Below are 24,442 nucleotides of genomic sequence, written 5' to 3'. Positions count from 1 at the left end.
CGTGCCGCCCGCCGGAGTCGCTCCTAGGCTGGTGCCCTCGGGGCTGTCACGGAGGTACCGCATGCCCCGACCCGTCTGGTCAGGCGCGATCTCGTTCGGCCTGGTCACGATCCCGATCAAGGTTCTGCCCGCCACCGAGAACCACAGCATCAGCTTCCACCAGTACCACCTGGAGGACATGGGCCGGGTCCGTACGCGGAAGATCTGCGACCTCGACGGCAAGCAGCTCACGAACGCCGAGATCGGCAAGGGCTTCGAGGTCAGCAAGGACACGATCGTCGCGGTCACCGACGACGAGCTCGACGAGATGCCGCTCCCGACCGCGAAGGCGATCGAGATCGCCGGTTTCGTGCCTTATGAATCGATCGATCCGATCCGGATCGGCGAGGGGTACTACCTGCAGGCCGACGGGCAGGTGGCGAACAAGCCCTACACGCTCCTGCGCAAGGCCCTGGAGCGCAACAGCAAGGCCGGCGTCGCCAAGTTCGCGTGGCACGGGCGTGAGCGACTCGGCCTGCTGCGCGTGCAGGACGACGTGATCCTGCTGCACGCCATGAAGTGGGACGACGAGGTCCGTGACCCCCAGGAGCTGGCCCCCAAGGCGATGGACCTGGACGACGACGAGATCGACCGGGCGATCCTCCTCATCGACTCGATGACCACGGACGGCATCGCGGACCAGGAATGGGCCACCGACCGCTACACCGAAGCCCTGGAACAGGTCATCCAGGCGAAGGCCGACGGGAAGAAGCCGCCCAAGCCGGACGAGGAGGACGCACCGGCCGGGAAGGTTCTCGACCTGATGTCCGCGCTCCAGGAGTCCGTGCAGAAGGCTCAGTCGTCCCGGGGCGAGACCGGCAAGGACGCCACCGTCCACGAGATGCCCAAGATGAAGAAGGCGGCCGCCAAGAAGGCCGCGAAGAAGACGACGGCCAAGACCTCCGGGGCCAAGTCTTCGGCGGCCAAGGGCTCAACGGCGAAGAAGAGCGTCGGCAAGAAGACGACTGGTACGAAAGCGACCGCCAAGAAGGCCACCGCCAAGAAAACGACCGCCCAGAAGTCCGCCGCGAGAAAGCCGAGGCGCACCGCCTGAGCCGCCGGCCCCGCGCGGGCCGTCGGGTCGACAGGGCCGAGGCGGTCAGTGGCCGGACGGTGCCAGGTGCGCGCGCTCACCCTGCGGGCCGAAGAGGGCGAGCAGCTCCGCGGGACGGCTGTCGGCACTGCCGATCCAGTGCGGCACACGGGTGTCGAACTCCGCGGCCTCGCCCTCGGCGAGCTGGAACTCCTGCTCGCCGAGCACGAATCTGACGCGCCCGTTGAGGACGTAGAACCACTCGTACCCCTCGTGGGTCTGGAGGCTCGAGGTGGGCGCCCGGCCGGCGGGCGGGTAGATGACCTTGTACGCCTGGATGCCCCCGGCCCTCCTGGTCAGCGGCACCATCACGAGGCCGGAGTGCCGCACCGGCCGCAGATGGACGCGGGGATCGCCGGTGGGTGGCGCCGCGACGAGATCGTCGAGCGGGACGCTGTGCGCCCGCGCCAGGGGCAGCAACTGCTCCAGGGTGGGGCGCAGCTTGCCGTTCTCCAGGCGGGACAGGGTGCTCGCCGTGAGGCCGGTCTCGTCCGCCAGCGCCGCCAGGGTGGCGCCCCGCGCCTGGCGCAGGGCGCGCAGTCGTGGCCCGACCCCGGCCAAGACGTCTTGTGCGGGGCTGCTCCCGCCGTCCGTGGAATCCATGCCCCGATCATGCGGATCCGCAACTCTTCTTGCAAGAGTGGAACGGCGGTGCCGATGCTGTCGGTACATCACCGGCGTCAAGGCGCATCGCATCGCGCCCGGCACGTCGGCCGACGAAGGGGTACCGAGATGGGTTCCACCGAAGACCGCCGGGCCGTGGCCGACACAGCCGCCGGGGGTGACCACGGCGCGGCGGACGACAACGCCGAACTGTTCTGGGAGCGGCACTACCGCTCCAGGCGTCCCGGGGCCGCACGCGTCAACCCGCTGCTCGCCGAGACCGCCTCACCACTGGACCCCGGCGCCGCCCTGGACCTGGGCTGCGGCGCGGGCGGTGACGCCATCTGGCTCGCCCGCCAGGGCTGGCAGGTCACCGCCGTGGACATCTCCACCACCGCCGTCGAACGCGTGCGGGAACAGGCCCGGGAGCTCGGCGTCGCGGACCGGGTCACCGCCCAACAGCACGACCTGGCGGAGAGCTTCCCGGCCGGGCGCTTCGACCTCGTCTCCGCCCAGTACTTCCACACCCCGCTCCAACTGCCCCGCGCCCGGGTCCTGCGCACCGCGGCCAGGGCCCTGCGGCCGGGTGGGCTCCTGCTGATCGTCGATCACGGCTCCACCGCGCCCTGGTCCTGGAACCAGGACCCCGACGTCCACTACCCCACCCCCGCCGAGATCGCCGCCGAACTCGATCTCGACCCGGTGCGCTGGTCCGTCCTGCGCGCCGACATGCCCCGGCGCCGGGCCACCGGACCCGCCGGTGAGAGCGCCACCGTCACCGACAACGTGCTGCTCGTACGGCACGCCCTCGTACAGCCCGTCGGAACGGAGTGACCTGATGCCCGGAAACAGCGCACGGCGAGCAGGTACGCGGACGAGGGACACCGGGCCCCCGCGGACCGGCGCCGGCGAGAAGGACACCCTGCGGGGCTTCCTCGACCATCTGCGGGACTCGGTCGCGGACAAGGTGGCGGGTGTGCCGGAGCCGCAGGTCAGGACGGCCCAAGTGCCCTCGGGCACCAGTCTTCTCGGGCTGCTCAAGCACCTGGCGTGCGTCGAGCGCTTCTACTTCCTCGGTGAGGATGCCGGCGACTGGCCCGCGACCCTGCGGCCGTCGCCGCAGGACTCCGTCGACGGCCTGCTCGCCGACTACCGGCAGACGGTCGAGCGGGCCAACCAGGTCATCGACGCCTGCCCGGACCTGGCGGAGCCTGCCCCACGAGCCCCGCGCCGCGGGGCGGCGCCGTCCATGCGATGGGTCCTGGTGCACATGATCGAAGAGACCGGCAGGCACGCCGGTCACGCCGACATCCTCCGCGAACAGATCGACGGGTCCACCGGCCGGTGACCGTGCTCGGCCCAGGACCCGTCGACCAACCGCCCGCGGCCTGACTCAGGCCGGTTCGGGCTGGGGTTCCGGTTGCTGTGCCGGCACGACCTTCGGCTCCCACAGCTTGGTGGTCCGCACATAGCCCTGGACCACCGAGATCATCGCCAGGACGAGAAGCGGACCGGCTATCCACGGGTGTTCGGCCATCTGCATCGGCAAAAAGCGATAGGAGACCAGGAGCAGCGCGAACACCGTTGTGCCGTACGCGACGAGCTGGATTCCCGCCCGGTCCCAGCCGCGGGCGAGCGAGCGCAGCGCCGCGTCGATCGTGAACGCGAACACCACACCGGCGATGATGTCCACGCCGTAGTGGTAGCCGAATCCCAGCGTCGCGCCGAGCGTGGCGACCAGCCAGAAGACGCCCGCGTAGCGCAGCGCCCGTGGGCCCTTGCGGGAATGGATGAAGATCGTGGTGGCCCACGCCGTGTGCAGACTGGGCATGCAGTTGCGCGGCGTGATCTCGTCGAACGGCATCGATTGCGGGGTGGCGAGCGGCGGCGGCGTGTGCGGCCACAGGTTGGCCAGGGCCCATTGCTCGCCACCGGTGCCGAACGCGCCGTCGCCGTAGGTGAAGATCGGTCCGACCACCGGGAAGATCATGTAGATGGCCGGTCCGAGCAGGCCGATGACCAGGAACGTACGCACCAGATGATGGGCCGGGAAGCGGCGCTCGACCGACACATTGCGCAGTTGGTACAGCGCGACGATGACCGCGGCCACCGCGAGCTGGATGTAGACGTAGTCGAGCACGTGGGCGCCGACGGACCCGGTGGCCGAGACCATCCGGCCCACCAGCCACGAGGGGTTGCCCAGTGCGTGGTCCGCGGTGGCCACGTACTGGTCGAGCACCGCGGGGCGGGTCTTCGACGTGATGAGCAGCCAGGTGTCGCCCGTCTTGCGGCCGGCCACGAGGAGCAGGCTCAGCCCGATGCCCTTCAGCAGCAGGACACGCTCCTGGCCGGTGCGGCGCGTGAAGGCGATGACCGCACAGCCCAGGATCACCCACAACGCGCCGTTGCCGAACATCATCTTGGCGTCGACAGCCCAGCGCACGAGGAAGAAGACGACGTCGATGCCGACCGCGACACCCAGCGCGACGAACCGCTGACGCCAGGTGAACACCACCATCATCAACGCCATGCCCGCGTACAGCAGTGGCCCTGACTTGGGGGCGAAGATCACCTCGCGCGCCTGGTTGGTGATCGGCCCGGCCACGCCGTAATGGCGCGCGGCGATCTCCAGCGCGACGAGGAACCCGAGGGCCACCACGGTCGCCGCGGTCCACAGCATCGCGCGTGGTCGGCGCCACGCCGCGAGCACTGCCCTGTAATCGATGCGCGAAGCGATTCGCGATTCTCTAGATATCAATTGTTTTGGCCGTTTTGTTAGTTGCGGGTAATAACTCACTCTTCGTGCTGGAAGGTGATGTTTCCTGGTGAAGTATGGGCGATCAGGGCACTCGTCGTGAGTTCGATCATGTTAGCGGAGCAGTACGGAAGACGGACCAGAAGAGTTTCCCCCTGCTTCAACTCCGCCTTCAACATCCGCCCCCAGAAGGCTACTTCTTGGTCTATACCAGCAAGCGTTGTCCCAGTATCCTCATGCGTGCCAGTGGCACACCCCCCCCACCCAGGTTGCGTGCTGGCGCGGGCGAACACCCACCGAACTCTGCCCCCAGCAGCCGGGTGACCTCCCCCTTCGCCGCCTCCAGGAGGATCACGGTGAAAGTTCGCAAAGTTCGCACCAGAAGCTCGGCGATCATCGGCACCCTCTGCCTCGTCGCCTCCCTCGCCTTGGCCAATGCGTCCGCCGACGAGCCCACCTCACCACAGGCCCCGACCGTCACGCTCAAGAAGGTGACCACCGCCACGAACCCGACCGCGGGCACCGCCGGTCCCGGCGGCACGGTGTGGTTGGCCGAACGCGCGGGCACCGTACGGGCCTTGGACCGCAATGGGCTGGGGAAACCCGTCCTCGACATATCCAAGGAGACGACCACCGACGGCGAACGCGGCCTGCTGGGCATCGCGTTCGACAAGAAGTTCGCGCACTTCTACATCTCGTACACGAACCTCGAAGGCACCAGCACGGTGGACGAGTTCGCCGTCCGGCACGGCAAGATCCGGCCCGACACCCGGCGCACCGTCCTCACGCAGACTCAGCCCTACCCGAACCACAACGGCGGCGACATCAAGATCGGCCCCGACGGTTACCTCTACGTCGCGTTCGGTGATGGCGGCGCGGGCGGCGACCCGCACGGCAACGGCCAGAACCTCGACACACTGCTCGGCAAGCTGCTGCGCATCGACCCCAGAGGCGGCGAACCGTACGCGATCCCGCCGGACAACCCGTTCGTCGACGACCCGAAGGCGAGGGATGAGATCTGGGCGTACGGGCTGCGCAACCCGTGGCGGTTCTCCTTCGACGCCGGCACCGGCGACCTGCTGATCGGTGACGTCGGCCAGAGCGCGTGGGAGGAGATCGACTGGGCGCCTGCCAATAGCAAGGGCGGCGAGAACTACGGCTGGTCCCAGATGGAGGGCACCCACCCCTTCCGCGGAGGCACCGAGCCCGCCGACCACGTGCCGCCGGTCCACGAGTACGACCGCACCGGCCTGGGCTGCTCGGTCACCGGGGGATACGTCTACCGGGGCAAGGCCATCCCGGAACTCAGGGGGCAGTACGTGTTCAGCGACTACTGCGACGGCACCATCCGCTCCCTGCGGATGCAGAACGGCAAGGTGACCGGCGTGCACGATCTAGGAGTCAGCGCCGGGGAAGTCGTCTCGTTCGTACAAGGAGGCAACGGCGAGCTGTACGTGCTCGACATCGGCGGCAGCGTCTACCGCATCGCTCGCGGGTAGATCCTGCCTCGCATTGCGGCCGAGCCGTCCGGGAGGGTGTGAGCAAGCCCGCCCGGACGGCAGAACGGGCGTGGTGCCGTGACGCCGGATTTCGGTGGCAGAGTGGAAGAGCTTGTTCCGTCGCCGCCCAGGGAAGGTAGTCCCCGCATGCGCCTGCTGCTCATACGCCATGGCCAGACCCCGTCCAACCTCAAGCACCTCCTGGACACCGAGGTCCCGGGCCCGGCGCTGACGCCGCTGGGGCAGGAGCAGGCGGCCGCACTGCCGGAGGCATTGGCGGCGGAGAAGATCGAAGCCCTGTACGTCTCCACGCTGCTGCGCACCCAGGTGACGGCCGCGCCGCTCGCCGCCGCGACGGGTCTTGAGCCGCGGATCAGGGACGGCATCCGGGAGCTGTCCGCCGGGGACCTGGAGATGCGGGGTGACCACGAGGCCGCCGCCGTCTACATGTCCACCGCGTTCGCCTGGTCCGCGGGCGACGTCGAGCGCCGGATGCCCGGCGCCGAGAACGGCCTGGAGGCTCTGGGACGCTTCGACGCCGTCGTCGCGGAGGCTGCCGCGACGGGAGCCGAGACGGTGGCGCTGGTCAGCCACGGTGCCGTGATCCGTACGTGGGTGGCGGCCCGGGCGGTCAACGTCGACGTGGAGTACGCGGCGAATCACCCGCTGGCCAACACGGGCGTGGTGATCCTCGACGGCTCACCCGACGAGGGCTGGCAGGCCCTGGTGTGGGAGGGGCGCCCGCTGGGCCCGGAAGGAGAGTGCCCCGAGGACAGCGGTCCGACGGGAGAAGCACCCGTGCCGGTGGCCTGACACAGCGGAGGGCCGCGAGTGATCGTACGGTGGCCGAAGGCGTTCCCGAGGACGCTGTGGGGTGGGCCCGTTTCCGTTCGCACGTGACGGGCCCGCCCTTTTTGCGTGTGGGTGCTCGGCTCAGGCGCGGCGTGCGGCCCATACGGTGCGCTCGGTGCGCAGCGCGAGGTCGCCGCGGCGCAGGACGCCGAGCGGGCCGTCGGTGTCGAGCAGTTGGTCGAGAGCGGCGACGTCCTCGGCGGCCAGGGCACGGGCGCCGGCCCGCAGACGCTTCAGGCTGCTCAGCGCGTACCGGCCGACCGCCGCGCTGCGGGAGCCGTCGACGTGCACGCTGATCGTGCGCTCGCCCTCGACGGTGAACCCGGCGGCCGCCAGCTTGGGACCCCAGTCCGCGCCGCGGTGCGGCATGTGCTCGGCTTCGTGATGATCGAGCGCGGCGTGGCAGCGCTCCTCGAGTCCGGGCCGGTCCGCCGGAGCGTCGGCGGGCAGGAAACGCGGGAAGCCGGCCAGCTCGACGACGGCGAACAGGCCACCGGGCGCGAGCAGGCCGTGGGCCATGCGCAGGGCGCGGTCGGGGTCGGCCATGTGGTGCATCGACGCCGAGGCCCACACCAGCTCGGGCCGGCCGAGGTCGGGCCAGTCCGCGTCGAGATCGGCCGCCACCGTGCGCACCCGGTCGGCCGTCCCCAGCTCCTCCGCCTTCGCTCGCAGGCGTCGCAGGTGATCGGCCGACGCGTCGACGGCGGTCACCTCCGCCTCGGGAAAACGGGCCAGCAGTGCGAAGGTGCCCGCCCCGGTCCCGCACCCCAGGTCCACGATGTTTCTCGGCGCTTTCCCGACGGGCAGCCATGCGGTGATGGACGCGATGTGCTCGGCGAGCACCTCCGCGTCGAGATCGAGGATCTCGGCCTGGCTGTCGGTGTCCGGTGCGTGGTGGGAGTGGAGGTCGGCGCCGTGGTGGCCTGTGTGTGAGGGAGTGTGGTTCATGCCCACGACGCTAGGCCGCTCATGCGTTCTGAGCATCAAGCATCCCGGAGTACGCAAGAAGATGGCGCGCTGCGCTGCCGTACGCGCAATCGACCGGCCCTCGCGTCTCGACGCGGGCCGAGAGGTTGGGGCCGTCGCTCGATGCGTCATCGGCCTGGGCGGTCGCCGTCGTCCTTGCCGGCCTCGTCCGCCTTGTCCGCGCGCTGATGGCCTCGGCGGGCGTCGCGGTCGAAGATGCCCAGGATCTCGCACGGTCCGCCTTCGGCGCCGATGGCGTGCGGAAGCATCGTGGGGAACTCCGCGGCCTGGTTGGTCTCGATGCGGAAGCGCCGGTTGCCCAGCAGCAGGACCGCCGTACCGGACAGCACGACGAGCCATTCGCGGCCGGGATGCGCGCGCATGCGTGCGGGGTTGTCGGGCGGCGGGTTCGTCATCCGCTGACGTACGACACTCATGCCCGGTTCTGCCTTGATCGGCCAGCGCATCTGCCCGTGGGCCGCGTCGATGGTCGGGCTCGTGATGACGTCGTCGGTGGCGGTCTCGACGAGTTGGTCCAGGGAGGTGTCCAGGGCGCGGGCGAGGGTGACGAGCTGGTCCAGGGCCAGGCGGCGCTGACCGTTCTCGATGCGGCTGAGCGTGGACTGGCTGATCGAGGCGCGGGTGGCCAGTTCCTCCAGGGACCAGCCCTGCGCCACGCGCAGGGCGCGGATCCGTTTGCGCACCAGACTGTCCATCTCGCCATCGCCTTGCGTCATGGGCAATACTGTATGCCCTGACCGCAAGTCGTGCGTCATGCCGTGAGAGGGCCGCAGCGCCGGGAAGTCGAGCGAGGACGGCGGCGTGAGAGGGGTCAACACGGTGCCTGCGCGCCGAACTCAAGGGCGGGAGCGGGGCCGCATCGCGGAAATCCCAACTGAAGGAGTGATCTATGCGCTCGCAGGAGTGACGCTCCTTGCTGGGGCGCCGACAGTGTTGTGACCATCGCCGGATGAACGGACAGAAGCGGAAGGCCGAGTTGGATGGCGTCGCCGAGACGACGCTATGGACGTTGCACCACCGCGCTCTGGCCGCGAAGGACCCCGGCTCGGCACTGCGGGACCCGAAGGCGATCGAGGTGATCGACGCCGTCGACTACCCCTTCGAGGGCCGATTCGGCACCGGCAACTGGGGCTACGCGCAAGGAATGGCCGTACGGGCCCGCTGTTATGACCGTGAGGTGGGACGTTTCCTCAGGGACCACCCGGACGGCACGGTCGTCTCGCTCGGGGAGGGCCTGGAGACGCAGTTCTGGCGGGTGGACAACGGCAGGGTGCGCTGGCTCGGCGTGGACCTGCCCGAGGTCGCCGAGCTGCGCCAAAGGCTGCTGCCGGACGCGCCCCGCCACCGCACGCTGCCCTGTTCGGCCACCGACACACGGTGGATGGACGAAGTGGATGCCTCACGCGGGGTGTTGATCATCGCCCAGGGGATGCTCATGTACCTCCCGCGGGATGTGGTCCACCGGCTCATCGAGGCCTGCGCCGCCCGATTCCCTGGAGCGGAGCTGGTGTTCGACACTCCGCCTGCCTGGATGGCGGCCCGCACCGAACGCGGCCGCTGGAAGTACCCCGCCGGGTACCGCCCGCCGCCCATGGTCTGGGGGATGACACCGGCGGAACAGCGCAAGCTGCGCACGGTCCACCCGAACATCACCGCCGTGCGGGCGGTCCGCGAACCACGGGGCCGGGGTTTCCTCTGCGGATGGCTCCTGCCGCTGGCCAACTTCCTTCCTGCCATCCGTACGCGAAAACCACTCTGGGTCACGCGCGTGTCGTTCGGCCCGACGAATCAGCCCCAAGGAGTCAACCGATGACCGAACGCCTGGAAGCCGCGCGGGAGCAGGCCCACCTGTGGCCTCCGCGAACATCGCCCCAGGCGCGCGTCGACGAGCGGCCGCCGCCGGTGCCGGAGCAGCGTGCGGTGCTCGTGGAAGGCAGCACGCTGCGCCTGCGGGAGTTCCTGCCCAGTGACGTCGAGGGCGTGCTCGGCATCTTCGGCGACCCCCGCACGACCCGGGAGTTCGGCATGCCGCCCTTCCGGCACGCCGACGCCGCGGCGCTGGTCGAGCAGGCCAGGGCGGGTGCCCGCCGCACTCCCCGCACGCACTACCGCCTGGGAGTCAGCGAGATCGCCACGGGTGAACTGATCGGCTCGGCGAAGCTGATCGTGGAGGACCAGTCGGGCGAGGGCGGGATGGTCCGCGTCGGCTACCGCAGCGCGGAGGTGGGCCTGGCCCTGCGCGCCGACCGGGTGAGCGTGGGCCACAGCGTCGAGATCGGTTTCCTGCTGGGCGTCCTCGGCTTCGACCGCCTCAAACTGCACCGCGTCTGGTCGGGCTTCATGCCGTCGAACGTCGCCGCGCAGCGGGCCATCGAGAAGGCCGGCATGGTCCGTGAGGGGCGACTGCGCCACTACGGCCATGTGGACGGGGTGTGGCACGACATCGTCCAGTACTCGATTCTCGAGGACGACTGGAAGGCTCTGCGCGGCCGCTGAGCGCGTGGTTTCGTACGTGGCGACGAACGCACCGCGCTGACTTGTGTCGCCACACGAACGTCAGCGATAGTCACCCTCTTAGCCTGAGGTGGTGACTCCTGACGTGCCCGCGAACCTTCGCACCAGTCTTGCCCGCGTGCTCGAGGACTTCAGCCCCGCCCTGCTCGACCTCGTGCACGGCAGCCCCGGTCCGGCCGACGAGGTCGGCGGGGTCGTCATCCACGACCCGGGAGACGCGGTCGTGTACCCGCCGCGTGCCATCGTGCTCGGCGTCGGGGTCTACGGGGCGGAGGAGATCGCCCGGCTCCTGCGCGAGCTGGGCGGACACGGTGCGGCGGCGTTGGTGGTGCGCGGCCCGGTGGAAAGGGACCAGGTGCTTGCCGAGGCGTCGGCGGCCTCGTCGGTGGTCCTGATCAGCCTGACGCAGGGCGCCTCGTGGTCGCAGCTGACGGAGCTCCTGCGGACGCTGCTCACCGAAGGGGACGTTGGTGACGCGGGGGGCGAGTCGCTCGGGGGAGTTCCTTCCGGTGATCTGTTCGCGCTGGCCAACGCCGTCGCGACCCTGCTGGACGCGCCGATCACGATCGAGGACCGGCGCCAGCGCATCCTGGCCTTCTCGGGCCGACAGGACGAGGCCGACCAGTCGCGCGTCGCCACGATCCTGGCCCGCCAGGTGCCGGACGGATATCTGCGGATCCTGGAGAGCCGGGGCGTCTTCAGCGAGCTGTACCGCAGCGACCGCCCGGTGCACATCGCCCCGGCGACGGTCGAGGAGGGGGAGACGGCCATCCCGCGGGTCGCCGTCGCGGTGCGCGCCGGTGACGAGTTCCTCGGGTCGGTGTGGGCCGCGGTCGAGGAGCCGCTGACCCCCGACCGCGAGCAGGCGTTCCAGGACGCGGCGAAGCTTGTCGCCCTGCACCTGCTGCGCCACCGCGCGGGCGCCGACGCGCGGAACCGGCTGCGGGCCGACCTCGTGAGCACGGTGCTCGAAGGCGGCACGGGCGCGGTGGACGCCCTGGACCGGCTCGGCCTGGTGAAGGAGCCCACGGTGGTGATGGCCATGGGCCTGGCCGGCGAGCAGGGTGATCACGCCCAGCTCGCGGCGGAACGCCAGCGGCTGACCAGCGCCCTGGGCATCCACCTCAACGCGGTGCAGCCACGGTCGGCGCTCGCGCTCCTCGGTGACGTGGCCTACGCCGTGGTTCCGGTGCCGGCGGACCCGGAGGCGGGCCGGGAGCGAGCGGAGCAGATCGCGGGCAACTTCCTGGAGCGGGCCGGCAAGCGGTCGCAGGTGGTGATCGGCATCGGCTCGGTGGCGACCGACCCGTCGGCGCTGGGCCGCTCACGCACCAGGGCGGACCGTGCGCTGCGTGTGCTCATGAGCGACCTGGGCAGCAGGCGGGTCGCCTCGATCGGCGACGTGTACATCGACGCGCTGCTCCTCGACCTGCGGGATCTGGCCGCGGTGCAGGGGGACGAGCTGCTGAGCCCGGTGGCCCGGTTGGTGGAGTACGACCTCAGGCATCGCTCACACCTGGTCGAGACGCTGCGCGCGTGGTTGGACGCCTTCGGCGACGTCATCGCCGCGTCGGCGAGCGTGTTCGTGCACCCCAACACCTTCCGCTACCGCATCCGGCGGGTCGCCGAGGTGGCGGAGATCGACCTGCAGGACCCCTCGGTGCGGTTCGCGCTCATGCTGCAGCTGCGGTTGACGCACCCCTTGGGCACGGACACACGGGAGTAGGGCCACCGCTGAAACCGTGCCCAACACAGCGGCCCCTGGGGCGAATCCGCGAAGGATCCGCCCCAGGGGCCGTCACCGTACGGGCCGGGCGGTCGCCGTCACAGCTGGATCCATTCCTTGGCCGTGGTCACCCGCTCAAGGATCTCCTCGAGCGGTTCGACGCCGAGCCCCGGCCCGGTGGGAACGTCGAGATGGCCGTCGGCCAGTTCGAAGGGCTCGGTGATGTCGGTGGCGAAGTAGCGGCTCGAGCCGGAGGTGTCGCCGGGGAGGGTGAAGCCGGGCAGCGCGGCCAGCGCGACGTTGGCGGCGCGGCCGATCCCGGTCTCCAGCATGCCTCCGCACCACACCGGGACGCCGTGGGCCACGCACAGGTCGTGGATGGCCTTGGCCTCGAGGTAGCCGCCGACCCGGCCGGGCTTGACGTTGATGATCGATCCCGCTCCGAGCGTGATCGCCGCGGCGGCGTCCTCGGCGGACTCGATGGACTCGTCCAGGCACACCGGCGTACGCAGCTGCTTGGCGAGCGCGGCGTGCTGGACCAGGTCGTCGTCCGCCAGCGGCTGCTCGATGAGCAGGAGGTCGAAGGCGTCGAGCTTGGCGAGCTGACGTGCGTCGGCCAGGGTGTAGGCGGCGTTGGCGTCCACCTGGAGCAGCAGGTCGTCGCCGAAGCGTTCGCGCACCGCGCGGACCGGTGCCACGTCCCAGCCGGGCTCGATCTTGAGCTTGATGCGTACGTAGCCCTCGTCGATGAAACCGGCGACGGCGTCGAGGAGTTCGGGGATCGAGTCCATGATGCCGACCGAGACGCCGCACGGCACGCGCTCGCGCTCGGCGCCGAGGAAGGATCCGAAGGACTGCCCCGTGGCCCGCAGTTGGGCGTCGAGAACGGCCGTCTCCAGTGCCGCCTTGGCCATCTTGTGGCCTTTGAAGGGCTTCATGGCGCGCTTGACCGCGTGGGCGTCGGCCGCGGCGGGCAGCGCCGGGATCAGGAAGCGGCGCAGTACGTCGGCCGCCCCGTCGACGTACTCGGAGCAGTAGCGCGGTTCGGACATGGCGACGCACTCGCCCCAGCCGTCGCCGTCGGGCGTGACCACGCGGACGAGCAGGACGTCACGTGCGGTCTCGACACCGAAGGAGGTCCGGAAGGGTGCCCGCAGGGGCATCGCGATCCGGCGCAGTTCAATTCCGTTGATCTTCATGCTGTTTGGCTCCTGGAGGAATGGTGCGGGCGTCACGCGGTGGTGGCGCGCGTGACGACGTAGAAACGGCGGTCGTGGAAGCCGGTCACGCGGGCGCCGTCGGCAAGGAGACCGCCGAGCACGTCGCGCATCGCGAGACGCCAGGCCTTGGCCGCGCCGGGGTCGGTGCGGCGCAGCCCCTCGATGTCCGGCGGAACCTCGACCAACAGGGTCGCGGCGTCACCGCGGCCGATGACGGGCAGGCCGTCGCGCACGGACAGCGCGGTCGCGGCGTCGCCCGGGATCGTCGGCACGGGCACGGGGTGTGAGGCGGCTGCGGCGATCGCCGCCGCATCGTTCAACTCCCAGGCGACGAGCGCCCGGTCGGTGTCGTCACCGCCGTTGATCACGTCGTCCATCGGCCCGTAGAAGCTGGTGAGGTACTCCACCGGCCGCCCGCCCAGCTTGGTCAGGTTGAAGTGGGCGTTGCGCCGCACCAGCGGGTCGTAGGTCCATGTGATGCGTCGCAGCCCACGGTCCATGGCCCACTCGCGCTGGTGGAATTTGAGGGCCAGGCCCGCCCGGCGGCCGGGAAGGGCGCCGGTGACGTGCGAGTGCAGGGCCTCGCCGACCGGGGCGGCGAAGAAGGCGACGGACGCGCCGACCAGTTGGCCGCCGTCGAAGGCCCCGGCGACGTAGTTGCCCGCGTGGGAGAGCGCCCGCATCTGCTCGACGCCCATGGGGGAGGCGCCGGGGGAGCTGCCCCAGATCTCCTCGAACAGCGCGTTCGCACCCTCCAGTTCAGGCAGGTCGTGCAGTTCCCGTACGACGAGATCGTGCGCCGTGGGCGGCTCGTTCGCGTTGCCGGCGCTCACCGGGTGACCTCCTCGACGAGAGCGGCCAGCAGGCGGGCGCGGGGAACCATCTCGGCGACGATCAGGTGCTCGTGGTCGGCGTGCGCCCCACCGCCCACCGCGCCCAGGCCGTCGAGGGTGGGGCAGCCGAGCCCGGCGGTGAAGTTCCCGTCGGACGCTCCGCCCACCGCCGCCGACGACAGCGGCTCAAGGCCGAGCCGCTCGGCGAGGCGATGGGCCCGCTCGAACAGTTCGGCGGAGGAAGACAGCTCCAGGGGTGGCCGATTGGGGCCACCGAGTACGTCGAGACGCGCTCCGGGCACGGTGGGCTTCAGCGCACGCATCGCCGCATCCACCCGTTCCTGCGCCCTGAGGGTCGGGACGCGCACGTCCACCGAGACGCGTGCCTCCGCGGGCACCGTGTTGGTCGTCGTGCCGGCGCCGACCACCGTGGGGACCACGGTGGTGCGCCAGTCCTGCGGGGCGCCGACGTTGACCTCCTCGGTCAGTCCCTCGAGGGCGAGGATCAGATGCGCCGCCTCCACCGCCGCGTTGATGCCCTTCTCCGGCTCCAGGCCGGAGTGGGCCGCCTTGCCGTGAACCACCAACTCGTAGGCGGAGGTGCCCTTGCGGGCCGTCTTCAGCGCGCCGCCGTCGGCCGCGGCCTCAAGGACAAAGGTCGCGGCGCACTGCCGCGCCACCTCCTCGATCAGCGGCCGTGACGCGTCCGAACCGACTTCCTCGTCACCGGTGACCAGGACACAGACCCCCTCCAGGGAGGGCAGCGAGGCCAGCGCGTGGAACATCTGCACGAGCCCGGCCTTCATGTCGAAGATCCCCGGACCGCGCGCGATGCCGTCGGTCACCGACCACGGGTGGGTGGCCAGCGAGCCCATCGGCCACACCGTGTCGTGATGCCCCAGCAGCAGTACCCGGGGTGTGCCGAACATCCACCGCAGGTGCGTGACGCCGTCGACGACGATGCGTTCGGGCGGGACGCCCAGGTGACGCGTTCCCTGCTCGGCCACGACGTCCGCGCTGCGTGCCACCGCGTCCAGGTCGGAGGAGAAGGACTCGCACACCACCAGTTCCTCGAGGTCCGCGAGCATCGCCGTGAGGTCGGGCGCCTGCTGTCCTTGCGTCGTGCCGTTCATCGTGCCCTCCCGAGCTGCTCGCGGAAGAGGCGGCGGACGTTGCCGCCGAGGACCGCGCGGATGGTGTTCTCGTCGAGACCCCGCTCGACCATGACCTCGGTGAGCGCGGGGAGCTGCGCCGGTCCGTCCAGGCCCGGGAGCGAGGCGTCGAGGGCGATCCCGTCGTAGGCGCCGGCGTCGCAGCACGGCGGGGTGATGTCCTTGGCCACCTCCCGCAGGAAGTCCGGGCCGATGCCGACATGGTCGACGCCGACCAGCTCGATGACGTACTCGATGTGGTCGACGACCCGCTCGATGGTCTGCGACTCCGTATCCGGGGCCAGGAAGGCGGGGACGAAGTTGACGCAGACGACTCCGCCGGTGGCCGCGACGCCGCGGATCTGCTCGTCGGTCAGGTTGCGGTGGTGGTCGCACAGCGCGCGTACCGCGGAGTGCGAGGCGATCAGTGGCCGGGTGGAGAGCTCAAGGACGTGTGCCACACCGGCCGCCCCCAGATGGGAGATGTCGAACACGATGCCGAGGCGCTGCAGTTCACGCAGCGCCTCGACGCCGTCGAGGGTGAGTCTGGACCCGGTGGCGTCCTCCCCGCTGCCGTCCCCGAGCGCGGACCGCCCCCAGTGGGCGATCGAGACCATCCGTACGCCGAGACGGTGCAGGGTCCGGAACAGCTCCACGTCGGCGTCCACGCCGGGCGCGCTCTCCAGGGCGAGCACCAGGGCGATCCGGTCCGCGGCGAGGGCGGCGTCGATGTCGTCGCCATCCAGGCACAGGCGTACGTGCCCGGGATTCCCCTCGGCGACGGCGTGCGCGCACTCGATCATGCGCAGGGTGCGGCGCAGCGCGCCTTCCGGCCGGAACTGGTCGTCGACGAACACCGGCAGGACCTGGATGTTCACGCCGCCCTGGCGCAGCTGCGGGAGCCAGCGCTCGCGGAAGAACTCCGCCCATCGGTGCGGTGGCCGCTCGACCACGGACATGAGCAGATCGTTGTGCGTGTCGGCGACGACCGTTCGGCTGTGCAGATCTTCGGTCACCTTCGACTCCTCCTCAGATGCATGCGTGCGACGCTATGCGACTTTGGAGGAGCACGGTTGGTGGCGGAGAACCAACATCAACACCGTTCTCGGTATCCCCGGACAATCCCAGCCTGGTGTCAAGCGATCCTGATGGCCACCGCCCGGACTCTAGTGACCGATCGCCTTGGCGTTGCGCCGGAAGTCCGACCAGGCCGGCGAGGCGCAAGCGCCGCAGTCCGCGCCGAAGAATTCGGCGCGCGCCTGCTGGTCGCCCATCAGGAAGTAGCGGAACCAGGCGGTGATCGGGCCGCGGAATCCGCCGCCGTCCCCCGCGGGCGTCACATGTGAGGCGCCCGCCAACTCGCCGTAGACGGCGGGGACATGCTCGGCGCTGTGGTAGCGGGGGATCACCAGGAGCTCGGGGACGACCACCAGATCGTGCTCACCGCCCAGGATGAACATGGGCCCCTTGAGGTCGCCGATCCTGCCCTGGGGGCCCGGCTCGACGGGGACGGTCACGTCGACGCGCGGGTCCGCTCCGGCGTTGATCGCTCCGCCGCCGCCCTGCGAGTGCCCCGACGCTCCGACCTTGTCCAGGTCGACCTTGCCGTAGTAGGGGCTTCGCGGGTCGGCGACGGTCTTCCTCAGCACGTCGATCCCGTCGAGCATGGCGGTGCCGGACCCCGACTGCGTGGTGTTCGCGGCGACCACGATGAACCCATGTGACGCCAAGTGCTTCAGGAGCCCGTCGTAGATGACCGGCGTCACGAACGAGCCATTGCCCCAGATGATCACCGGGTGCTTCGCGCAGCCCTGGCTGCCGAGCTCGGCGGGGCGCAGGATGGTGTGACTCAGCCCGGCGCGCTCCTTGGTCACGGCGAAGGGGCCGTCGTCGGCCCAGTGGCCGCCGACCGACGGACAGCTGCCGGCCGCGCGGGTGGCAGCTGCCGGGCCGCTGTCGTCCGGCCGCGCCAGGCCCTGTCCGGTGAGCGCGACGGACAGCAGGAGCGAGGCGGCCAGCACGGTGGCACACCGCCGCACTCCGGACATGGCCGATACGGCGGGCGACCGCCGCATCCTGTTGTTCATCGGCATGGGGTTCTCCCGCCCCGGGACGCGGGCCGTCACGGGCGCGCCGCCTTCGCGATGGCCTCACCGAAGGCGGCCATGCCCCGGGCGTTGGGGTGCAGCGGCGCCGCGACGCTCGTGGGGACCAGGCCCTCGATGTAGCGCTCGGACGGTGCGGCGCAGGTGTCGTGCCCGGCGCTGACGGCAGCGGTGTCGACGTATGTGGCGCCGTGGGCCTTGCTCTGCTCGGCGAGCACGCCGTTGAGCTGGTTCACGCGTGCCTGGAGGTAGTTGCCGTCCTTGCCCCAGATGGGCTGGGTGGGCCAGCAGCCGTCCTTGCGGATGTAGGTGGCGTACCCCGCGACGACGACCCGGGCGTTCGGGGCGCGCCGGTGGATCTCGTCGAGGGCCTGGCCGAACGAGGCGCGCCAGGCCTCGATGGCCTTGGCGGTGGGATCGCCCTTGGCCGCGGCGGTGTCGGCGCAGGAAATGCCGGCGGGCTTCGGCAGGAGGTTGACGCAGCCGAGCGCGGTGGTGACGAGGCTGACGTCGTTGCCGCCGATGGTCAGGGTCACCAGGTCGGTGCTCGGCTTGAGGGCGTTGTACTGGGGCGGCAGCAGGCCGAACTGGCGGCCGGAGAAGTCACCGACCTTCGCGCCCGAGCAGCTGACGTCGGTGAGCCGCGCGCCCAGCGCCTCGGCGACGACGGCCGGGTAGTTCCGTGCGGAGCGCAGACAGGACCACTGGCTCTGATCGGGGATGAGGGGTCCCGCCGCGAAGGAATCGCCGATGGCGACGTACTCCAAGGGCTCCTCGGCTCGCGAAGACGTGGCGCCGGCCGGGGACACGCCGAGGGCGCAGGCGGACAGGGCGGCGGCCATGACCGCGGTGGTGCGGGCGCGTGTGGGGCGCACGGGCTCTCCTGAGTGGGGTGTACCGGGGGTAACGGACGCCCTTATGATCCGGGCCATCGACGCCTTGGTGTTCTAGGCGCGCAACCAGACTTTCCGAGGGGTCAGTTGTGACCGGTGACAAAAGCGTGGGCCGCTTCCTGATCGCCGACGTACCGGGGCTGGCCGCGACCGTCACCCGGCGCCTCGCGGACGACCTGCCGGTCTACGGGCGGATGCCCGCCGAGGAACTGCACGGGGACGTCCGCGCCATCGTCGACAGGACGATCCGCGTCTTCGCCGACGTGCTGCGCACCGAGCGCATGCCGCCCCCGGAGTTCCTCGGGACGGTGCGCCGCTCGGCGGCCAGGCGCGCGGAGGAACGCATCCCCGTGGAGGCGGTCGTCAGCGCCTACTACTACGGGGCCCGCATCTGCGTGGAGGAGGTGACGGCCAAGGCCGAACCGCAGGACCTGATCGAGGCCCACCGGCTGCTTCTCGACTGCCTGCGGGAGATCACGGCCGCCGTCACGTCGGGATACGTGGAGGAGAGCCAGTCGCTGATCGGGGAGCGCGACGCTGCCCGCCACACCGTCCTGTCCGCCCTGCTCGACGGCGAAGGCCCGCAACTCGACTCCGCCCAGCTGGGGATACGCCTGCCGCCGTGCTATCTGGTGCTCGCCTTCACCATCGGCCGCCACCCCGACGAGGACCGAGCGGACGTCGACACCGCCGTGGCCTCCCGGCGCAAGATCAGACGCCTGCGTACGGAACTCGACCGCGCCCTCGGCCACCCCGTCCTCTCCCGCCTGTCCGCCGACGAGGGACTCGCGCTCATCCCGTCCGACCTCGCGCCGGACCGGGCGGCCGACGGCGACCGGGCCCGTCTGGAGAGGCTGACGGCATCCCTCATCACCGCCGGTGGCGTGCCCCTGGTCGCAGGTGTCGCCGCGAGCACCCCGGCCGAAGTCCCGCACGCCGTCCGCCTGGCCACCGAGCTGCGCGACACCGCCACGGGCACCGGGCGGCCACCGGGCGTCTACCCCCTGACCGCGCTGCTCCTCGACTACCAGCTCACCCGCGCCAGCCCCGCCCGCGCGCACCTGGCCGCACTGCTGACCCCCTTGGCGGACGGCCCGGACCTGACGGTGACCCTGCGGACGTACTTCGCGTCGAACCTGGAGCGCCGCGAGACGGCGGCTCGTCTGCACGTGCACCCCAACACCGTCGACTACCGCCTGCGCCGCATCGCCGCCCTGACGGGCCTGGACCTCGCCGCGCACACCGACCTGCTGACACTGCGGGCCGCGCTGAGCGCGTATGACGCGGGGGTGCGGGAAGGGCAGAATCCTTCACCGTGACGATCACCGCGCGCGAACTGAACCGGGCCACCCTCAGCCGTCAACTGCTCCTTGAACGTGAGCCATTGACCGTCCAGGAGGGCATGCGGCGCGTGGTCGCGCTCCAGGCGCAGCAGCCTGCCTCTCCGTACGTCGCCCTGTGGAACCGGCTCACCGGTTTCACCGCGGCGGACCTCGACGCGGCGTTCACCGGGCGTTCGCTGGTCAAGGCGACCCTGATGCGGATCACGCTGCACGCCGTGCACGCCGAGGACTACCCCGTCTTCCGTGCCGCGTTGCAGCCCACGCTGTACGCCTCCCGGCTCGGCTCCCGCTTCGCCGCCTCGGGGCTGAGCCCGCAGGACGCCGACGAACTGGTGCCGGAGCTCCTTGACTTCGCCGAACGGCCGCGGACCTCGGCACAGATGCAGGCGTGGGTCGAGGAGCGCCTCGACGCGGAGAAGAAGGAGGGAGCGTGGTGGGGGCTGAAGGCGTACGCGCCGTTGCACCACGCCCCCACGGAGCATCCCTGGTCCTTCGGCCACCGGCCGTCCTTCGTCGCCGCCCGCAACGGACCCGTGCCCACGGGCCGAGCCGCGGACCCGCAGGCGCTGCGGACCTTGATCCTGCGCTATCTGGCCGGGTTCGGGCCCGCGTCGGTCGCGGACGTGGCGCAGTTCGCCATGGTGCGGAGGGCGCCCGTCCGCGCGGCGTTCCTCGCGATGGGCGACACCGTCGAGCAGCTCCGGGGGCCGGACGGGGACGTACTCTTCGACATCCCGGGCGCTTCCCGGCCACCGGCCGAAACCCCCGCCCCTGCCCGCCTCATGGCCATGTGGGACAGCGTCCTGCTGGCGTACTCCGACCGTGGCCGGGTGATACCTCCGGCCTACCGGCCATGGGTCATCCGGCGCAACGGCGACGTTCTGCCCACGTTGCTGGTCGACGGTCATGTCGCCGGTGTGTGGCGCCCGCTGGACGACGGTATCGAGGCCACGGCCTTCCGCCCGCTGCCATCGAAGACGTGGGACCAACTCGCCGCGGAAGCACAGTCCTTGGCCGCCCTCCTCGCTGAGCGCGAGGTGGCGGTCTACAGCAGATACCACCACTGGTGGGCCAAGCTTCCGGAGGGCGCGGGCGAGGTGCGGATGCTGTAGTCGGCGATCCCGCGCGGGCCCGTGTCGCTCACCGGGTCCTGCGGGTGTTCCACAGCGGCAGTTGCTCGAAGAGGGCGACGGCCTCGCCGTTCCAGTGCCGGTGCCAGGAGGCGGCCTCGGCTGCCGCGGCGTGGGCGTGACGGTCGATGACCGCCTGGAGACGGGTGTGGACGTCGTGGCGGAGGGCGATGTCCCGGACGCGGTCGACGGTCTCCGGGGTGCAGCGGGGGTCGGCGAGGGCGGCTCTGACCGTGTCGTGATCGTCGCCGTCGGTGCCGGCGAGGAGTTCGCGGGTCAGATAGGTGTGGCGGCCTGCCCGCAGGTCGGCGCCGCTGGGCTTGCCGGTGAGGCCGGGGTCGCCGAAGAGGTCGAGGTAGTCGTCGCGCATCTGACCGCTGAGACCGGCCGCCCGGGCATAGCGGCGCAGGCTCTCCTCGTGTTCCGCCAGGTCCTGGCCGGCGGCCAGCAGGCCCAGGCGCATGGGGGCGAGGATGGTGTAGCGCGAGGTCTTGTACTCGCACACTGTCTCCAGCAGCGTCTCGTCGCCGCCCTCACCCTCTCTGTCCTGTTCACCCCCGATGCCTTCGCCGGCTGAGGGGCGCACGTCGCGTTCGAGGTCGAGGACCTGGCCGATGACGGTGTCGGTCGTCACCCCGAGTTGGACGTCGAGCATGGCCTGCTTGCGGTCGGCGGGCAGATCGGCGTCGAGCAGGACGCGCAGCGCCAGGAACCCGGCGAGGTCGCCCGCCATCATGGCGAGGCCCAGCGCGGCCTGTGGGTGGTCGGGGAGATCCTCGCGGCATGCGTAGTACGTCGAGGGGCCACCACGTCGCATCGGCGAGTCGTCCATGATGTCGTCGAGGATGAGCGCGTGGCTGTGGAGCAGTTCGAGACTCAGTGCGGCTTCCGTGAGCCCCGGTAGCTCGTCCCGGGTGACGAGGGCGGCAGCCTCGTAGAGCAGCGTGGTGCGGACCCGCTTCCCGCCGCGCAGTGACAACTGGGCCAGGAGTTCCAGACAGCGTGCCGGGAAGCGGCCCAGATGCGCGCCGTTGAGGTCACCCGCGAGCTCGGCGAAGTACTTCTCGAAGGACGCGTCGAACCGCTGCCGGTGACCTGTGGCACGCTCGAAGGCGCTGACGGTGCTGCTGTTCATGGTTGTTCGGGCCGACCTTCCTGTACGGGTGCGGTGCCCAGCCTGCCATTCGGCGTGAAAGGGCCCGCCGCCGGCACCGGGGTGGTCGTCAACAGGCCTCGATGCGCCTTATTCCTGGCGGTAATTGGAGTGCGTTGTTCCTGGAAACAAGGATTGCTGGCCGATGCCCGTTCCGATAACGTGCCCGCACCATCGGAGGCGTGAGGAGAGTGCCATGCCATTCGTCCTGTGCTCGGACTTCACGATCTTTCCCGACGACCTGCAACTCGGTCCGGTCTTCACCCTGTCGGGAATGGACTTCCAGGATGCCCCGAGCAGTAAGTTCACCTCCTTCGTCAACCGCACCGCCGGGCTGAACGGCCTGCAGTTCGGTGACGTCGGGATCGAGGTCACGCTGCCCACCACCGTCCCCTGGGCGCGTATGCACGTGGGTCAATTCAACACCGCGTTCACCATCGAAGCCATCGACCCGAACGGCACCACCGTGCACACCTATTCCGCCAACAAACCCAACTCCTATTACTTCGCGAACTTCACCAAGGGGGATATCGCGTCATTCCGTTGCACCGGTGGCGGAAACGAAGGCGTCATCGTCTCGCTCTGCGTATTCGTGCCCTGAGGCAGTCCGGCGCGGCGCCGCGGGCACGTAGGGCGCCGACCCTCCTCGGGATGGACGGTTTCTCCATCGACACTCCGTGAGGCCGGAGATTTTCTCCCTGTGCCTTGCACGACCGCCTGCCTACGGTGAGCGGGCTCACCTGGCGAGACGGTCGTACACCCGGCACAGGGACCTGAGGAGTCGTCGATGACGGAAGCCGAGACGCTGCGCCGCAGCGCGCTGCGCAAGATCGCCCGGAGGCTCATCCCGTTCCTGGGGCTCGTGTACTTCGTGAACTACCTGGACCGCACGAACATCGGCTTCGCCAAGCTGACGATGAGCGAGGACCTCGGGCTCACGGAGACCATGTTCGGGCTCGCGTCGGGGCTGTTCTTCATCGGCTACCTGCTGTTCGAGGTGCCGAGCAACCTCGCCCTGCACCGCTTCGGCGCGCGGCGCTGGATCGCCCGCATCATGGTGACGTGGGGCCTGTGCGCGATGCTGCTGGCCTTCGTGCAGTCCGCCGGGCAGCTGTACGCGGTGCGTGTGCTGCTCGGCGTCGCGGAGGCGGGCTTCTTCCCCGGGATCATGCTGTACCTGACGTGGTGGCTGCCGAGGGCCGAACGGGTGCGGCTGATCGGCACGTTCCTGGTCGCCATCCCCTTGTCCAGTGCCCTGGGCGCGCCGCTGTCCACGGCGATCATCACCTACCTCGACGGGTTCCTCGGACTTGAGGGCTGGCGCGTGATGTTCCTGCTGGAGGGCGTGCCCGCCGTGGTGCTCGGCGTGGTCTGCTGGTTCTACCTCACCGACCGGCCCGAGTCCGCCGGCTGGCTCACCCCGGGTGAACGCCGGGCACTCACCGCCGCGCTGGAAGCCGAGCGTGCCGAGCTCGCGCCCGCCGCGGAGGGCTCCGCCTGGCGGGCCCTGCTCAGCGGCAAGGTACTCGCACTCGGCGGCATCTACTTCGGGGTCGTCTACGGCCTCTACGCTCTGTCGTTCTTCGGGCCGACACTGGTGGCGGGCTTCTCCGAGCGCTTCGACACCGACTTCAGCCTGGTGCAGACCGGGGCCGTCGTCGCCGTGCCCTTCGTGGCCGGAGCGATCGCGATGGTCTGGTGGAGCCGTCATTCCGACCGCACCGGGGAGCGGCGCTGGCACCTGGCCGGACCTGCCGTCGTCGGCGGCCTGACGATCCCGGTCGCCCTCTACCTGGACTCGCCGTACGCGGTCATGCTCATGGTCACCATCACGGCGATGGGCATCTTCTGCGCGCTGCCGGTCTTCTGGCATTTCCCGCCCACCGTCCTGACGAGCGCCGGTGCGGCGGCGGGCATCGCCCTGATCAACACCCTCGGCAACGCATCGGGTTTCCTCGCGCCGTACGTGACGGGGTGGGCCCGCGACGCGACCGGGGACATCGACACCGGACTGTGGATCGTCGGCATCGTGATGGTCGCCGCCGGGGTGGGGGCGGCCGTGCTGCGCGAGGGGCCCCGGGCCAAGGGCGGCCAGGCGGCGGCCCGCACGGGTTCGGCCACGGAAGGGGGCAGGGGAGCGGCGTCCGTCAGGTAGGGGGCCGGTTGCTGCCGCTGGGCGCACGGCTCAGGTCGACGACGCAGAAGAGGTTGCCGTCGGGGTCGGCGAGAACGACGAAGTCGGGGTCGGGCGGGTACAGGTCCCAGTCCACGGCTTGCGCACCCAGCGAGATCAGCCGCCGGACCTCTGTCCGTTGTTCCCCGGTGGTGTCGGCGAACAGGTCCAGGTGCAGACGCGGCCGGGGCTCTGCCGGTGACGCGCTGTGCATCAGACCGAGGGCGCGGCCGGTTCCGTCGGCGTGGTCGAGCGTCCGCCATGCCTCGCTCTTCCACTCCTCGGTGGCGACCAGGTCGAGGGCCTGCGTCCAGAAGGCGACAGCGCGAGGAATGTCGGTGACTCCGAGGACGGGAATTCCGAGCTTCAGCAT

At 70.5% G+C, this 24,442-nt stretch carries 24 protein-coding genes; 12 read left to right on the top strand and 12 right to left on the bottom strand.

Annotated elements, in window-relative coordinates:
- Nucleotides 1–61 precede the first annotated feature (61 nt).
- On the top strand, nt 62–1,093 hold the full coding sequence (gene ku, locus ACWD02_RS11505) for a non-homologous end joining protein Ku (protein WP_451207735.1): 1,032 nt from the start codon (nt 62–64) through the stop codon (nt 1,091–1,093).
- 45 nt (nt 1,094–1,138) lie between these two features.
- Here ku and ACWD02_RS11500 read toward each other — a convergent pair whose 3' ends face one another.
- Complete coding sequence (locus ACWD02_RS11500) at nt 1,139–1,735, bottom strand: helix-turn-helix domain-containing protein (RefSeq protein ID WP_451207732.1); 597 nt, start codon at nt 1,733–1,735, stop codon at nt 1,139–1,141.
- 129 nt (nt 1,736–1,864) lie between these two features.
- On the opposite strand from ACWD02_RS11500, the gene ACWD02_RS11495 reads away from it, so the two are divergent.
- Both ACWD02_RS11495 and ACWD02_RS11490 read left to right on the top strand, forming a co-directional pair.
- Nucleotides 1,865–2,569 carry an SAM-dependent methyltransferase gene (locus ACWD02_RS11495; RefSeq protein ID WP_451207729.1) on the top strand — a complete coding sequence of 235 codons (705 nt, stop codon included), beginning with the start codon at nt 1,865–1,867 and terminating at the stop codon, nt 2,567–2,569.
- Nucleotides 2,570–2,573: 4 nt separating this feature from the next.
- On the top strand, nt 2,574–3,083 hold the full coding sequence (locus ACWD02_RS11490; RefSeq protein ID WP_451207727.1) for a DinB family protein: 510 nt from the start codon (nt 2,574–2,576) through the stop codon (nt 3,081–3,083).
- A gap of 45 nt (nt 3,084–3,128) precedes the next feature.
- Here ACWD02_RS11490 and ACWD02_RS11485 read toward each other — a convergent pair whose 3' ends face one another.
- Nucleotides 3,129–4,415, bottom strand: coding sequence for a phosphatase PAP2 family protein (locus tag ACWD02_RS11485; protein ID WP_451207724.1), 1,287 nt, complete (start codon nt 4,413–4,415; stop codon nt 3,129–3,131).
- Nucleotides 4,416–4,846: 431 nt separating this feature from the next.
- Here ACWD02_RS11485 and ACWD02_RS11480 point away from each other — a divergent pair, with 431 nt between their 5' ends.
- Entirely contained in the window at nt 4,847–5,989 is a 1,143-nt protein-coding gene (locus ACWD02_RS11480) for a PQQ-dependent sugar dehydrogenase (RefSeq protein ID WP_451207722.1), read from the top strand.
- Between the two features lie 147 nt (nt 5,990–6,136).
- A complete protein-coding gene (locus ACWD02_RS11475) occupies nt 6,137–6,802 on the top strand; it encodes a histidine phosphatase family protein (RefSeq protein ID WP_451207720.1) in 666 nt (221 codons plus the stop codon).
- A gap of 120 nt (nt 6,803–6,922) precedes the next feature.
- Here ACWD02_RS11475 and ACWD02_RS11470 read toward each other — a convergent pair whose 3' ends face one another.
- Both ACWD02_RS11470 and ACWD02_RS11465 read right to left on the bottom strand, forming a co-directional pair.
- Nucleotides 6,923–7,789, bottom strand: a complete 867-nt coding sequence (locus ACWD02_RS11470; protein ID WP_451207717.1) for a class I SAM-dependent methyltransferase — start codon at nt 7,787–7,789, stop codon at nt 6,923–6,925.
- 146 nt (nt 7,790–7,935) lie between these two features.
- Complete coding sequence (locus ACWD02_RS11465; protein WP_451207715.1) at nt 7,936–8,544, bottom strand: helix-turn-helix domain-containing protein; 609 nt, start codon at nt 8,542–8,544, stop codon at nt 7,936–7,938.
- Nucleotides 8,545–8,777: 233 nt separating this feature from the next.
- Between ACWD02_RS11465 and ACWD02_RS11460 the strand changes: the two genes are divergently transcribed.
- The 3 genes from ACWD02_RS11460 to ACWD02_RS11450 all read left to right on the top strand — a co-directional run bounded on the left by ACWD02_RS11460 (nt 8,778) and on the right by ACWD02_RS11450 (nt 12,068).
- The gene (locus ACWD02_RS11460) at nt 8,778–9,641 is read left to right on the top strand and encodes a class I SAM-dependent methyltransferase (RefSeq protein WP_451207713.1); all 864 of its coding nucleotides are present in this window, start codon (nt 8,778–8,780) and stop codon (nt 9,639–9,641) included.
- Nucleotides 9,638–10,324 (top strand): GNAT family N-acetyltransferase, encoded by a 687-nt coding sequence (locus tag ACWD02_RS11455; RefSeq protein WP_451207710.1) that lies wholly within the window; start codon nt 9,638–9,640, stop codon nt 10,322–10,324. Before ACWD02_RS11460 ends, ACWD02_RS11455 begins: the two co-directional genes overlap by 4 nt.
- Nucleotides 10,325–10,415: 91 nt before the next feature.
- The gene (locus ACWD02_RS11450; protein WP_451207707.1) at nt 10,416–12,068 is read left to right on the top strand and encodes a PucR family transcriptional regulator; all 1,653 of its coding nucleotides are present in this window, start codon (nt 10,416–10,418) and stop codon (nt 12,066–12,068) included.
- A gap of 98 nt (nt 12,069–12,166) precedes the next feature.
- Here the strand turns inward: ACWD02_RS11450 and menC are convergent, their stop codons facing one another.
- From menC to ACWD02_RS11420, 6 genes are all read right to left on the bottom strand, one after another.
- Nucleotides 12,167–13,267 (bottom strand): o-succinylbenzoate synthase, encoded by a 1,101-nt coding sequence (gene menC / locus ACWD02_RS11445; protein ID WP_451207704.1) that lies wholly within the window; start codon nt 13,265–13,267, stop codon nt 12,167–12,169.
- A 32-nt stretch (nt 13,268–13,299) separates the two neighbouring features.
- Entirely contained in the window at nt 13,300–14,121 is an 822-nt protein-coding gene (locus ACWD02_RS11440; RefSeq protein WP_451207701.1) for a GNAT family N-acetyltransferase, read from the bottom strand.
- Nucleotides 14,118–15,209, bottom strand: a complete 1,092-nt coding sequence (locus ACWD02_RS11435; RefSeq protein WP_451209143.1) for a M20 family metallopeptidase — start codon at nt 15,207–15,209, stop codon at nt 14,118–14,120. The genes ACWD02_RS11440 and ACWD02_RS11435 overlap by 4 nt, the downstream gene beginning before the upstream one ends.
- A gap of 41 nt (nt 15,210–15,250) precedes the next feature.
- Entirely contained in the window at nt 15,251–16,288 is a 1,038-nt protein-coding gene (locus ACWD02_RS11430; RefSeq protein ID WP_451207698.1) for a dipeptidase, read from the bottom strand.
- Nucleotides 16,289–16,438: 150 nt separating this feature from the next.
- Nucleotides 16,439–17,365, bottom strand: a complete 927-nt coding sequence (locus tag ACWD02_RS11425) for a poly(ethylene terephthalate) hydrolase family protein (RefSeq protein ID WP_451207695.1) — start codon at nt 17,363–17,365, stop codon at nt 16,439–16,441.
- A gap of 29 nt (nt 17,366–17,394) precedes the next feature.
- Nucleotides 17,395–18,252 (bottom strand): SGNH/GDSL hydrolase family protein, encoded by an 858-nt coding sequence (locus ACWD02_RS11420; protein ID WP_451207692.1) that lies wholly within the window; start codon nt 18,250–18,252, stop codon nt 17,395–17,397.
- A gap of 107 nt (nt 18,253–18,359) precedes the next feature.
- On the opposite strand from ACWD02_RS11420, the gene ACWD02_RS11415 reads away from it, so the two are divergent.
- Together ACWD02_RS11415 and ACWD02_RS11410 are read left to right on the top strand one after the other, a co-directional pair.
- A complete protein-coding gene (locus tag ACWD02_RS11415) occupies nt 18,360–19,589 on the top strand; it encodes a PucR family transcriptional regulator (protein WP_451207690.1) in 1,230 nt (409 codons plus the stop codon).
- Nucleotides 19,586–20,725, top strand: coding sequence for a winged helix DNA-binding domain-containing protein (locus tag ACWD02_RS11410; RefSeq protein WP_451207687.1), 1,140 nt, complete (start codon nt 19,586–19,588; stop codon nt 20,723–20,725). Before ACWD02_RS11415 ends, ACWD02_RS11410 begins: the two co-directional genes overlap by 4 nt.
- 28 nt (nt 20,726–20,753) lie before the next feature.
- On the opposite strand, the gene ACWD02_RS11405 is transcribed toward ACWD02_RS11410, so the two are convergent.
- Nucleotides 20,754–21,878 carry a polyprenyl synthetase family protein gene (locus ACWD02_RS11405; RefSeq protein ID WP_451207684.1) on the bottom strand — a complete coding sequence of 375 codons (1,125 nt, stop codon included), beginning with the start codon at nt 21,876–21,878 and terminating at the stop codon, nt 20,754–20,756.
- A 214-nt stretch (nt 21,879–22,092) separates the two neighbouring features.
- Here ACWD02_RS11405 and ACWD02_RS11400 point away from each other — a divergent pair, with 214 nt between their 5' ends.
- Both ACWD02_RS11400 and ACWD02_RS11395 read left to right on the top strand, forming a co-directional pair.
- Nucleotides 22,093–22,497 carry a hypothetical protein gene (locus ACWD02_RS11400; RefSeq protein WP_451207682.1) on the top strand — a complete coding sequence of 135 codons (405 nt, stop codon included), beginning with the start codon at nt 22,093–22,095 and terminating at the stop codon, nt 22,495–22,497.
- Nucleotides 22,498–22,683: 186 nt separating this feature from the next.
- The gene (locus ACWD02_RS11395; RefSeq protein WP_451207679.1) at nt 22,684–24,051 is read left to right on the top strand and encodes an MFS transporter; all 1,368 of its coding nucleotides are present in this window, start codon (nt 22,684–22,686) and stop codon (nt 24,049–24,051) included.
- On the opposite strand, the gene ACWD02_RS11390 is transcribed toward ACWD02_RS11395, so the two are convergent.
- Nucleotides 24,044–24,442 carry a VOC family protein gene (locus ACWD02_RS11390; RefSeq protein ID WP_451207676.1) on the bottom strand — a complete coding sequence of 133 codons (399 nt, stop codon included), beginning with the start codon at nt 24,440–24,442 and terminating at the stop codon, nt 24,044–24,046. The genes ACWD02_RS11395 and ACWD02_RS11390 overlap by 8 nt on opposite strands.

The organism is Streptomyces sp. NPDC002853, from assembly GCF_053591915.1.
Note: the sequence above shows the minus strand (reverse complement) of the source record. Positions and strands in the feature narration are given on the sequence as shown.